The following is a 12,867-nucleotide window of genomic DNA, read 5'->3' as shown; positions in this document are numbered from 1 at the left end:
CCCGAAGGTCGTTGGTTCAAATCCAGCTCCCGCTACCAAGTTTCTTAAAAGAGGCTCACAGACAAGTGGGCCTTTTTGCACAGTGGACTATTGTTTTCTGTGCTACATAGGGGCGATTAACGCCCTTTTTTATTGGTTATCGTATCGCTATCGTGTAGTTTCGACATCAATTGGTCAAATAGTCATGCTTCACTATAGTAGGTCTGTGTCGGTTAAAACAACCGATTGAATCGCACGAGAATGACGAGAGTAAATGAAATTATCAAATAAATCCCAAGCATTGCATGACTTAATTGTTCCTGCAGTACAAGCATGTGGTGTCGACCTTTGGGGAATCGAGTTTCTCCCACAAGGTAAACGTTCATTATTGCGTATTTATATCGACAAAGCGGTAAGTGAAGAAGATGCTGAGCCAGTACTTAATGAAGATGGTGAAGTAGAACTAGGCCGTGGTATTGGTGTACAAGATTGTGTGCGTGTAACACAACAAGTTGGCGCAATGCTGGATGTCCATGATCCAATTTCAGGTGAGTATTCATTAGAAGTTTCTTCACCAGGTTGGGATCGTCCATTTTTTCAACTAGAACAGTTACAAGGCTACATCGGACAACAAATTGCTTTGCGTTTGATTGCAGCAGTAGAAAACCGTCGTAAATTTCAAGCAAAGCTTATTGCAGTAGATCTTGAAAATGAAGAAATTCAGGTTGAAGTTGATGGGAAGCACGTGCTTGAGATCGACAGCAACAATATCGATAAAGCAAACTTGATCTATCAAGATTAAATTTATTAAATTTTATAAGAAATCGGTAGGTGACTTATGGGCCGCGAAATTCTTACCGTTGTTGAAACGGTTAGTAATGAAAAAGGTGTTAGTCGTGAAGCGATCTTCGAGGCTTTAGAACAAGCTCTAGTTGCTGCAACGAAGAAAAGATTTTACGAAGGTACGCATGCTGAAGAAGCTCAACTTCGTGTAGAAATTGATCGTAAAACTGGTGATTACAGCACATTCCGTCAATGGACTGTTGTAGCAGATGAAGATCATGAAATGCCGGCTTGCCAAGATGCGATTTCTGACCTTGACCCATCTAAATGGTCAATTGGTGATGTTCGTGAACTCGAAGTAGAATCTATTGAGTTTGGTCGTATCGCTGCACAAATTGCAAAACAAGTTATCGTACAAAAAATTCGTGAAGCTGAGCGTGCTTTAGTTGCTGATGCATACGAGTCTAAAGTTGGTGAGTTAATTTACGGTGAAGTGAAAAAACAAACCAAAGACGGCTTTATTATTGATTTAGGTGACAACGCTGAAGCTTATCTTGCGCGTGAAGAAATGATTCCTAAAGAAATTCTTCGCCCGAAACAACGTATGAACGCTATTTTATACAATGTGAACCGTGAAGGTCGTGGCGCTCAGTTGTTGTTATCACGCGCTAAGCCTGAAATGTTAATTGCTTTAATGAAAAAAGAAATTCCTGAGATTTCTGAAGAAATTATTGAAATTAAAGCAGCGGCACGTCAACCAGGCGTTCGTGCTAAAATTGCAGTGAAAACAAATGACCATCGTATTGACCCTGTAGGTGCATGTATTGGTATGCGTGGTACGCGTATTCAAGCGGTACAACAAGAGTTAAACGGTGAACGTATTGATGTAGTGGTCTGGTCTGATGATCCAGCTCAGTACATTGCAAGTGCATTAGAACCAGCTGATGTTTCAGGCATCGTGCTTGATGAAGATGCAAGAAGTGCCGATATTATTTTTGCAACCAGCGATCAATTGGCTCGCGCGATTGGCTCACAAGGCCAAAATGTTCGCTTGGCTTCTGATTTAACTGGCTACAAACTCGACATGATGCTTGAAGAAGAGTATCGTGCTCGTCAGCAAAATGAAGCTCAGCAATATCTTGATATGTTTGTATCACGTCTCGATATTGAAGAAGATTTAGCAATGGCGTTGGTGGAAATGGGCTTTACCTCTTTAGAAGAGATTGCTTATGTTCCAGCTGAAACTTTTGACGAAATTGAGCTTGATGCTGAATTGGTTGAGTTATTGCAAAGTCGTGCAAAAGAAGCAGCACTTACTGATGCTTTGAAACAGCAAGAAAATATTCAAGAACCGAGCGCAGACCTTCTCACTATGGAAGGCATGACTTCTGAGATCGCTTACTCGCTTGCCGCTCGCGGTATTATTACTGTCGATGATTTGGCAGATCAAGCTACTGATGATATCTCTGATATTGAAGGACTTGATCATGAAAAAGCAGGTCAATTGATCATGAAAGCTCGCGAATCATGGTTTAACTAGGAGATGAAATATGACGGACAAGTCGATTAAAGAGTTAGCTCTCAGTGTAGAACGTCCTGTTGAGAAGCTCCTAGAACAGGCTCGTGAAGCAGGTTTGCCTCAACGTACAGCAGACGACATTATTACCACTGAACAACAGGATACTTTAGTCAATCATTTGAAAAAAGTGCATGGTCAGGAAAGTGGTAACACAGGAAAAATTGCGTTGAAACGTAAAACAACCAGTACCGCTAAAGTTGCAAGTACTTCAGGTAAAGCAAAAACAATTAACGTAGAAGTACGTAAAAAACAGGTTTTTGCTAAACCAAACCCTGAACAAATTGCAGCTGAAGCTAAAGCACGTGCAGAAGCTGAAGCTAAAGCACGTGTAGAACAGCAAACGCGTGACACTGCACAGCAAAACGCGCGTCTTCAAACAGAGCAAAAAGCAAAAGCAACTTTAGATGCAATGCGTGCTGCTCATCAACAAGATAGCGCTGCTCAGACAGCTCCTAAAGCTGCTGTAGTAGTGAAAAAACGTGGTGGTGGTACAGTAAAACCTGCACCAAAACCAGCAGAAACATTAGAGCAAAAGAAAGCTCGTGAAGCACAAACAGCTCAGTTGAAAGCAACTGAAGAAGCTGCGCGTCGTAAAGCGGCTGAAGAAGCTCAGCAACGTACACTTGAACAAATGCGCAAAATGGCGTCTAAGTATTCAAGTGACGAAGCTACTACCACAATTCGTGTAATTGATGATTCTCCACTTGCTTCAGGTCTAGTAGGCCAAGCTTATGAAGATTCTTTCAAGCAAGAAGACCGTGAAATTAAACGCGGTGGCGCAACCACTAACCCTCGTGCGGGTAAAAAAGGTGGTCGTCGTGGTCAAGAAGAGCAAAGCTTTGTTAACCATAACAAACGTGGTTTAAAATCAAGCCAAGCTAATAAGCATGGATTTGAAAAACCAGTTAAAAAGCAAGTTTATGATGTAGAAATCGGTTCAAGCATTGTTGTTGCCGATCTTGCTCAAAAAATGGCGATTAAAGTACGTGAAGTTATCAAAACACTTATGAAAATGGGTGAGTTGGTTAATCAGGAACAAGCTATTGACCAAGATACAGCAGCACTTGTTGTTGAAGAAATGGGCCATAACCCTGTTTTAGTTTCTGATACTCAAGCGGAAGATAACTTGCTTGAAGCGGCTGAAGAAGCTCGCGGTGAGCAAACAACTCGTCCGCCAGTTGTTACCATTATGGGTCACGTTGACCATGGTAAAACATCATTGCTTGACCGTATCCGTCGTTCGAAAGTAGCGGCAGGTGAAGCAGGTGGTATTACCCAGCATATTGGTGCATATCACGTTGAAACAGACAAAGGAATCATTACATTCCTTGATACACCGGGACATGCTGCATTTACTTCAATGCGTGCACGTGGTGCTAAAGCAACGGATATCGTGGTATTAGTTGTTGCGGCAGATGACGGTGTAATGCCACAAACTGCAGAAGCAATTGACCATGCGCGTGCAGCAGGAACTCCAATTATTGTTGCAATCAACAAAATGGATAAAGAATCTGCTGATCCAGACCGTGTGTTAAATGAATTAACAACGAAACAAATCGTTCCAGAAGAATGGGGTGGTGATGTTCCGATTGCTAAAGTTTCTGCACACAGTGGACAAGGTATTGATGAACTCCTTGATTTAATTCTTATTCAATCAGAATTGATGGAATTAAAAGCATCTGCTGAAGGTGCTGCACAAGGTGTTGTTATTGAAGCGCGTGTTGATAAAGGCCGTGGTGCAGTAACTTCTATTCTTGTTCAAAACGGTACATTAAACATTGGTGACCTTGTTCTTGCAGGTTCGTCATATGGTCGTGTCCGTGCAATGTCTGATGAAAATGGTAAGCCGATTAAATCAGCAGGACCATCTATTCCAGTAGAAATTCTGGGTCTTCCAGATGCTCCAATGGCAGGTGATGAAGTTCTTGTTGTAAATGACGAGAAGAAAGCGCGTGAAGTTGCTGATGCTCGTGCTGACCGTGAACGTCAAAAACGTATTGATCGTCAAAGCGCAATGCGTCTTGAAAATATCATGTCGTCAATGGGCAAAAAAGATGTTCCTACAGTGAACGTTGTTTTAAGAACAGACGTACGTGGTACTTTAGAAGCATTGAATGCAGCTTTACATGAATTATCTACTGATGAAGTAAAAGTTCGTGTAATTAGTTCGGGTGTTGGCGCGATTACTGAGTCTGATGTGATTCTTGCTGAATCTTCAGAAGCTGTATTGTTAGGCTTTAACGTTCGTGCTGATACGACTGCTCGTCAGAGAAGTGACCAAGACGGTATCGATATTCGTTACTACAGCATCATCTATGAATTAATTGATGATGTGAAAGATGCCATGAGCGGTAAACTTGCTCCTGAACATCGTGAAACTATCTTGGGTGTTGCTGAAGTACGTGAAGTATTCCACTCAAGTAAGTTTGGTGCAGCAGCAGGCTGTATGGTACTTGAAGGTGTATTGCATCGTAATAAACCGATTCGCGTATTACGTGATGACGTGGTTGTGTTCCAAGGTGAGCTTGAATCTCTTCGTCGCTATAAAGAAGTGGTTGAAGAAGTTCGTGCCGGTATGGAATGTGGTCTTGCGGTGAAAGGTTATAAAGACATCAAAGTGAAAGATAAAATTGAAGTCTATGATGTTCAATTGATTAAACGGAGTCTTTAATGGCGGGTAGCCAACGCTTAAAGCGCATGGCGGATTCAGTTCAACGCGAGTTGTCTGAGCTGATTCGTCAAGAGCTTAAAGATCCTCGCTTAGGTGGTCTAGTGACCATCTCTGCGGTGAAAGTTAGTGCAGACATGGGTTATGCTGAAGTTTATGTCACCGTAATGGGACGTGAGCTTGGCGATGAGCAAAGTGAAGCAGCAAATAAAGAAACTTTAGATGTATTAAATAAAGCTTCTGGTTTCTTGCGTCATGAATTGAGCCGTCGTATCAAGACACGTATTACGCCAAGATTGCGTTTCCATTATGACAAGACGAATGCTTATGGTAACTATATGTTTGGTCTGATCGAGAAAGCGGTAAATGATTTACCGAAACGCGATTCAGACGAAGAACAGTAATATAAAAAATAAAAAAGCCACCTTCGGGTGGCTTTTTTATTGGTGGGTTTTTTCTAGTCTTTAGGAGGGTCCATAGGCGGCTTATTTTGCGAGAAACGCTGTCCAATTTTATAACGGTCCCACGGCAAGGGACGTTCAATTGACTCAGGAACTTCTCCACTCAATGAGCGCAAACGTAAATGTAGCGCAGCTTGAGCAATTAAATTTGCTGAAACCGGTGCGGTAATAAAAGCTAAAAGTGTGATCAGTAGCTCGGCAAAACCAAAGCGGCCTTGAAAAGCAAAAAAGATCATAGATGCAATCAAAAAGCTGCCTAATCCTAACGTACTCGATTTTGTGGGTGCATGTAAGCGCATGAATAAGTCAGGCAAGCGCACCATGCCAATCGAGCCGACTAACATAAAGAAAGCACCAAAAACCAGAAAGACCGAAACAATAATTTCCATTACAAACTGCATTTTGATCTCTCCTTAATCGATTACATGACCAGTTGTGAAGTAACGTGCTAAGGCTGCTGTAGATACGAAACCTAGCATTGCAACCAGTAGGGCTCCTTCAAATAAAGAGGTCGTCATCCAATAAATGCCTAAAACAACAATGAGGCACGTTGCATTTAAGAAGAGAGTATCGAGTGCTAAAAGCCGATCTACAATTGATGGGCCTATGACCAATCTGAAGAGGCAAAGTAGCATAGAGATAGTAATGGCAATTGAGCTAATACCTAGAGCATAGGGTAGGATGGTCATGCACTTGCCTCCGTTTTGCTTTTTACATCAAAAATTTCCATAAGTGGAATTTCATAACGTTGTTTGATGTCTTCAATATCAGATTCGGTATTATCCGTGCTCAAAGCATGAACCAGAATATCTCCACGTTCCTGATCAATGCCCGCAGAAACCGTACCAGGTGTTGTCGTGATGATCATTGCCAGTAAAGTATTAACTTGCTCATGTTCCGTTTCTAATGGCACACGATACCATTTAGGATGTAAATTTTTGGTGGGTCCTAAAACGAGTTTTGCCACTCGAAAGTTAGAAATAACAATATCCCAAAGAACCACAAAGCATAATTTAATAGCTGGTTTCCAGTGAATATGCGGTGTACGGGTGATAAACGGTTTAACTAAACGAGGAATAATTAAACCCAACAGTACTGCCGTCAGAATGTCACTAGCATCAAGACTATGTGACAGCATCAGCCAAAATAAAATGATAAGAACGGAAACAAATGGATGTGGAAACCAGCGTTCAAGCAAATGAGATAACTGCATTTTTATGGCTCCATAGGTTTCAATTGACTATCATCAACAATGGTAGGCGTTTGTAGTTTGTCCTGTTGCTGAATTTGTCGAAGTTTATATTCCGAAATATGTTCACCATTGAAGGTATCTTTCGAAATAATATCTGGAACGAGGTAAGCATTATGATCTTCAACCTCACCACCATATTTAGTTTCTGGTAGGTAAGCTGGATCAAATGGTTGCACGCTAATGACTTCACCATTTTTATCCATTTTAAGAATAGTGCGTTGGTAAAGTGCGTGGTCTTGAATCTGCTGGGCAGTACTTAATGTGTAATGCTGAATAGGTGCAGCAAAGACGACATAAGCGATTAAGCCAGCAAGTAACACATAAATCACTTGATCATTACGTGGTGGTGCTCGTTCTGGTAATGCTCGATAAAGAATATAAGCCGGATGAATTGGATCTTCCTCTGGTGGTGTTGCTCGCCAGAACAAGATAAAACCAACTCGTGTTAGAGCAATAATACTTAATAGGCTCACAACAAGCACAACACCAATGATCCAACCTTGGTAGCTGGCTTCGACTGTCGCTTGTAAAATAAATACCTTTCCAAGAAAACCACTAAAAGGTGGTAAACCCGCGAGCATCATGGCAATCAAGAAATAAGTCACCATAGCCGCTTTTTCTTGTTTGATTCTTGGGGCAACTTTTAAATGATCTTTAAAATCTCCACGTTGTGAAGTTATCCATCCACAAAATAGATAAAAAGCCGCGCCAATTAGCGTACTGTGCACTAAGTAATACAAAGCGCCAGACCATGCTTGTGTATTTGACATGGCAATTGCTGTGAGCAATGTACCAATTGAAGAAAGTACCATAAAGCCGACAAAGCGACGTAAACGATCTGCTCCAATTGCTGCAATCACACCGTAAAGTGAAGTAATCAAACCAATCGGAAGTAACCAGCTTTTTAAAATTTCTTGGCTAAGCGCGTCGTCAAATACGGTTCCATTTACACGCAAAATCGAATAGATCCCGACCTTGGTCATAATGGTGAAAATTGCAGCCACAGGTGTACTTGCAACAGCATAAGTTTTTGGTAGCCAAAAACCTACGGGAAGCATCGCTGCTTTAATGCCAAACACTACAAATAAAAGTAGGGCACCTGCTACAGCTAATTTGTGTTGATCTGCTTCAAGTGTCGGAATAAGGCGTGAAACATCAGCCATGTTGAGGCTACCCACACTGCCATAAATCATACCAAGGCCGATTAAGAATAGGGCAGAGGCTAGAAGATTGATAATGACATAGTGAACGCCAAGCTGAAAACGTGGTTTGCCTTGCCCATGTAAAAGCAAAACATACGAAGCCATCAACAAGATTTCAAAAAAGACGAAAAGGTTAAATAAATCGCCTGTTAAAAATGCTCCGCAGATACCCATTAATAAGAAATGCACCATGGCATGGAAATAACGACCACGGGTATCCCAATTGTCGCTTGCATACCATAAAACTGGAACGACTAATGCATAGGTCAGTACCAGCATAAAAGCAGAAAGACGATCTAATACAAGCACAATACCAAACGGTGCTGACCATTCACTCAGCTGGTAAGTGGTAATTTGACCTGTGCTTGCAAAGCTTAAATATACAATTGCAGTAATTAATCCAGCAATTGCAGAAACAAGACTAATGCCACGACGCCATGGTTGTCGCCAGTCATCTTTTAAAGCACCTGCACCTGGGTTGCCTAGCAGTAATAAGATAAAAGCAGTAAATGCCGGAATGAGAATGCTAAAAATCGGCGCATGTTCTTGCCAGAAAGATAAAAAATCAAACATTACGGCTCATCCTCACGTGGGTCGTATGTTGGAGAGATGTCTTCTTTAGCATCAACATGATCACTACCTGATTCATAACGGCTACGCAGTGCCAGTTGTACAATAAAAGCGGTGGTTGCAAAACCGATCACAATGGCTGTTAATACCAGCGCTTGAGGAAGGGGATCGGTTATTTTTGTTGTCTCAGTTAAAATTGCGGGTGAGCTAATTTGTAATCGGCCCATCGCAAATAAAAATAGGTTTACAGCATAGCCAATTACAGCTAATCCAAGCACGACAGGGAAAGTACGAGCACGTAAAATCAGATAAATACCTGTGGCAACAAGTAAACCAATCGCAGAAGCCAATAAGAATTCTAAACTGATCATGATGATTCCTCCCGATGTGGTACTACAGGACCAGACATACTTGAGTGGCGAGAGTCTCCCAATACCGAGATGAGCAACATCGTTGCACCAACTACGGTGATATAAACCCCTAAGTCAAAACTCGCAGCCGAAGCCAAATGTAGTTTTCCTAAAATTGGTAATTCAACATACACGTGCGCGCTAGTCAGGAATGGGCGTAACCAGAACCATGCAGCTACACCAGTAAGCCCAGCAATGGTTAAACCTGAACCAATCCACACTTCGTAAAGACGACCTGATTTTGCTTTAAGTAATTGCTCTGTCTGGTCTTGGCCTAGCGCAATATATTGGATGATTAACGCCATTGAGGTGATTAGACCTGCAATAAAGCCACCACCTGGATAGTTATGGCCTCGCATAAAGATATAAACACTCACGACAAGCGCCAATGGCAATACCCAAGAGGCTGTAATACGGAACATGAGCGGAGATGGATTAAAACGGTAGGTGAGACCTTGGGTTATGGTTGTACCATGTACACGCATACCATCCATGAGGCAAAGTGAACCAATAGCAGCAATGCCCAGCACCGTAATTTCACCAAAGGTATCGAAACCACGGAAGTCAACTAAAATGACATTTACAATATTTGAGCCACCACCAAGTGGTAAAGACTGCTGCGCAAAGAACCATGAAATCGAATTATGATCACGGGTTAAAATCAGCCACGCAATCCAGCCTATTCCTAAGCCTCCAACAATCGCTAAAGCAGCATCTCTTAAACGTCTAGAGCGAAGAGATTCATAAGGTGTTAACTGTGGAAGTAAAGATAAACTCATTAGTAACAGAACAGTGGTTACAACATCCACGGTAATTTGAGTCAGTGCCAAATCCGGCGCTGACATGGTGACAAACACCATCGTTACCACTAAACCAATTGCACCACTAATAAGGACTGCTTTAATACGCTCATGATGGAACCACAGCATCATCCAGCAACCTGAGAACAGGGTTAGCCAGAGAACAATGGCAATCCATGGGGCATGAGTAAGTTCACGTGTGCCTGTAGTGAGCCCTTGATTAAGTAGCGGCATAGTGACCATGATGACGCTAAAAGCAATGATCAAAAACAAGTAACTTTGCAATGAGCCATTTTCAGTTTTTTGCTTGATTTTTCGGCTAGTGAGCAACAGATGTTTTAAAAATAAATCAAATAAAATGCGGCCTTGTAATCTACCAAGACGTGGGTCAAGGTCAATTTTACGAATCATGCCATCTTTTGCCAAAGCAAAATAGAACAGTGAGCCGCCCACTAAAGCAATAATACTCATCACAAGAGGAGCATTGAATCCGTGCCAGATTGCAAGATGAGTTCCTGCAAACTCTGGTTGCATCAAGCTTGCTCTGGTTACGCTATTTACTAGTGGTTCTACCAACAAAGAAGGTAAAACGCCGACTAGGATACATAGCACAGCAAGAAGAAGGGCTGGTGCGCGCATGCCCATTGGTGGTTCATGTGCATTTTTATTTGGCACTTGTTTACCAATCGGACCATCAAAAAACACGCCGTGCACTAAACGAATTGAATAACTCACTGCAAAAATACCCGCAAGCGTTGCAATGATGCTGGCAAAGATAACTGCTGAACCTGAAAGATTCGCCAATAGCTCGGTAAAGAACATCTCTTTAGAAATAAAGCCATTGGTGAGTGGTACACCTGCCATAGAGGCAGCGGTGATCATGGTTAATGTGGCAGTGAAAGGGAGTAATTGCCAAATACCACTGAGTTTTCGAAGATCACGTGTCCCCGTTTCATGGTCAATGATCCCTGCAATCATAAAGAGTGCAGCTTTAAATGTTGCATGGTTAATAATATGAAAAATAGCAGCAGCAACTGCTAAAGGTGAACCGATACCAAGTAAACAAACAATAAGCCCTAAATGACTAATCGTTGAATAGGCTAATAGCCCTTTTAAATCTTCTTTAAAAATGGCAAAACATGCTGCCATACAAAGTGTAAACAGGCCGATGAATGTCACAATATTGTGATAGATCGCAGCGCCTACAAAAATTGGTAGTAAGCGGGCAAGTAGAAAAATACCCGCTTTTACCATGGTCGCAGAGTGTAGGTAGGCAGACACCGGTGTTGGTGCAGCCATTGCGTTTGGTAACCAAAAATGAAATGGAAACTGAGCACTCTTCGTAAATGCACCAAGCAAAATAAGCAATAGCATTGGAATAAATAGAGCATGGGCTTGAATGGTGTCTTTCATACCCATGATTTCACTAATTTCATAGGTTCCGGTGATTTGTCCTAATAAAATAAATCCACCCAATAATGCCAAACCGCCCATCCCTGTAATGGTGAGCGCCATTCGAGAGCCGCGTTGAGCAGCTTCATAATGGCTCCAGTAACCCACTAACAAGAAAGATGAAATACTGGTGAGCTCCCAAAAGACTAATAAAATAATAAGATTATTAGAGAGCGAAATACCCAGCATTGCTGCCATAAACAGCATGAGTAAAGCATAGAGTTTGCTTAAAGAATTTTTAGGGCCAAGATAGTAATAGGCGTATATGTAAATGAGGGTACCGATACCGGTAATAAGTAAAGAGAATAGTAAACCAAGAGCATCGAGTCTGAAGCTTAGATTAATTCCTAATTGAGGTAACCAATCCCAGCTTTGTTGAATGCTTGCACCACCAAGCACAGTTTTAGCTTGAGTCAGTAATAAACCAAAACTGGTTAAACTGACTCCAATTGCCCCTAAAGCCGTTACTCCACGCGAGAACCGTTGAAGCAATGAAACAAGGGTGGTGCCTAATATTAACGGTAATAAGATAATTATCGGTAGCACACTCGTATCCATATGTGATTTAGGCCGAAACCTAAAGGTGAATTTTTAATTTCAGAATAGATAGGAATTCAAAGAGAGTTCCAAGACTTTGTTATTCTGAAAACCCAACCAAATTAGAAAATAAAGCGAGAAACAAGTTGTATTGCGCAACTTGAAGAATAAAAACGCAAAATGAAATTTATTGTACACTAAAAAAGCAGTAAAAATCTGATGTTATTACATGTAGTAACAACATCTAGTTATTTTTAAAGCTAAAAAACCTGACTTAACCATATATTTTGTGACTCTGCTTTTTAATTATAAAAAGAGAGCCGATTGATTATAAAATTTAAACAGAAGGGCTTTCTTCTGGTGTGTCTCCTGCATGAATCATGCGTAGCAATTCGTTTTTTTGTTGTTCATTTAAACCCTGAATTTGCTGAAATAAAACATCAACCTGTGCTGGAGAGGGAGTAGGGTCTATTAAGCTTGGAAGCTGCGTTTCAATATGTGGAACTAATGACTCGCTTCTTTGGAGTAATGTATAGATGTGTTCAAGCTGTTGTTTGGTGGTATTTAAATCAAGATGGCTAATTTTACCATGCTCTAATTTTAAACATTGATAAGCCGAGGCATGTTCCAATAGCTCTTCACGACTTCCAGTTGCAATAATTTGTAAGCGTGGAAATGCCTGATGGAGTTTGTTTAAAATTTCTGAACAATGCTGTGCATCGAGTTGCGCGTCAATTTGATCAATGAGTAAAATTCCTTCACCTTCAAGGCAAGGATTTAGGCTTAACGGATTGAGTAAACAGAGCCTGCGGGCAATATCGCCTACTAAAGCAATCCATGTTTTTGTGGTGTTGGAAAGTTGCTGAAAAGGCAGGGTTTGGCCATCATAATCAGCCATAAGTTGAAGCCTAGGCTGATATTGCAAATATAAGTCTTTGAGCTCTGGCAAAACAATATTTAATGCATTTTTAAGAGCGTAGAGGTTAGGTGCGGTGAGCTGTTTAGGTTGCCCAGATAACTCTTTTTGAAGCTCATTTAATAGTTCTGTCTGATCTTGTGGATCTGATTGCTTAGATTTAATGCGTTGTACTAAATGTGCAGCTTGAGCATTTTCGATATCGCTAATTTCACGTAACCATTCAAAAAAACGAGTGAAGGTTGTGAACGGAACTGG

General features: G+C 41.3%; 10 protein-coding genes and 1 pseudogene. 4 read left to right on the top strand and 7 right to left on the bottom strand.

Features of this window, described 5'->3' with window-relative positions:
• Positions 1–253: 253 nt before the first annotated feature.
• The 4 genes from rimP to UC75_RS14345 are packed head-to-tail and all read left to right on the top strand — an operon-like array spanning position 254 to position 5,413.
• Positions 254–781 carry a ribosome maturation factor RimP gene (gene rimP / locus UC75_RS14360; RefSeq protein ID WP_004795010.1) on the top strand — a complete coding sequence of 176 codons (528 nt, stop codon included), beginning with the start codon at positions 254–256 and terminating at the stop codon, positions 779–781.
• Positions 782–817: 36 nt separating this feature from the next.
• Positions 818–2,302 (top strand): transcription termination factor NusA, encoded by a 1,485-nt coding sequence (gene nusA, locus UC75_RS14355; protein WP_003654584.1) that lies wholly within the window; start codon positions 818–820, stop codon positions 2,300–2,302.
• A gap of 10 nt (positions 2,303–2,312) precedes the next feature.
• Positions 2,313–5,012 (top strand): translation initiation factor IF-2, encoded by a 2,700-nt coding sequence (infB, locus tag UC75_RS14350; RefSeq protein ID WP_005301836.1) that lies wholly within the window; start codon positions 2,313–2,315, stop codon positions 5,010–5,012.
• Positions 5,012–5,413, top strand: a complete 402-nt coding sequence (locus tag UC75_RS14345) for a ribosome-binding factor A (RefSeq protein WP_005301838.1) — start codon at positions 5,012–5,014, stop codon at positions 5,411–5,413. Before infB ends, UC75_RS14345 begins: the two co-directional genes overlap by 1 nt.
• Positions 5,414–5,466: 53 nt before the next feature.
• Here the strand turns inward: UC75_RS14345 and UC75_RS14340 are convergent, their stop codons facing one another.
• The 7 genes and pseudogenes from UC75_RS14340 to UC75_RS21840 form a co-directional block, all read right to left on the bottom strand.
• Positions 5,467–5,871 carry a Na+/H+ antiporter subunit G gene (locus tag UC75_RS14340; protein ID WP_005301841.1) on the bottom strand — a complete coding sequence of 135 codons (405 nt, stop codon included), beginning with the start codon at positions 5,869–5,871 and terminating at the stop codon, positions 5,467–5,469.
• A 12-nt stretch (positions 5,872–5,883) separates the two neighbouring features.
• Positions 5,884–6,159, bottom strand: a complete 276-nt coding sequence (locus tag UC75_RS14335; RefSeq protein WP_004795001.1) for a monovalent cation/H+ antiporter subunit F — start codon at positions 6,157–6,159, stop codon at positions 5,884–5,886.
• Positions 6,156–6,683, bottom strand: a complete 528-nt coding sequence (locus tag UC75_RS14330; protein ID WP_005301847.1) for a Na+/H+ antiporter subunit E — start codon at positions 6,681–6,683, stop codon at positions 6,156–6,158. Before UC75_RS14330 ends, UC75_RS14335 begins: the two co-directional genes overlap by 4 nt.
• A gap of 2 nt (positions 6,684–6,685) precedes the next feature.
• Positions 6,686–8,497, bottom strand: coding sequence for a monovalent cation/H+ antiporter subunit D (locus UC75_RS14325; RefSeq protein ID WP_049837979.1), 1,812 nt, complete (start codon positions 8,495–8,497; stop codon positions 6,686–6,688).
• Positions 8,497–8,865, bottom strand: coding sequence for a Na+/H+ antiporter subunit C (locus UC75_RS14320; protein WP_003654595.1), 369 nt, complete (start codon positions 8,863–8,865; stop codon positions 8,497–8,499). The genes UC75_RS14325 and UC75_RS14320 overlap by 1 nt, the downstream gene beginning before the upstream one ends.
• Positions 8,862–11,714 carry a monovalent cation/H+ antiporter subunit A gene (locus UC75_RS14315; RefSeq protein WP_049837978.1) on the bottom strand — a complete coding sequence of 951 codons (2,853 nt, stop codon included), beginning with the start codon at positions 11,712–11,714 and terminating at the stop codon, positions 8,862–8,864. Before UC75_RS14315 ends, UC75_RS14320 begins: the two co-directional genes overlap by 4 nt.
• Positions 11,715–12,030: 316 nt before the next feature.
• A pseudogene (locus UC75_RS21840) lies at positions 12,031–12,867 on the bottom strand (ATP-binding protein); the annotation flags it as partial.

This window comes from Acinetobacter sp. V2 (genome assembly GCF_001188385.1).
Classification (GTDB): Bacteria; Pseudomonadota; Gammaproteobacteria; order Pseudomonadales; family Moraxellaceae; genus Acinetobacter; species Acinetobacter oleivorans.
Note: the sequence above shows the minus strand (reverse complement) of the source record. Positions and strands in the feature narration are given on the sequence as shown.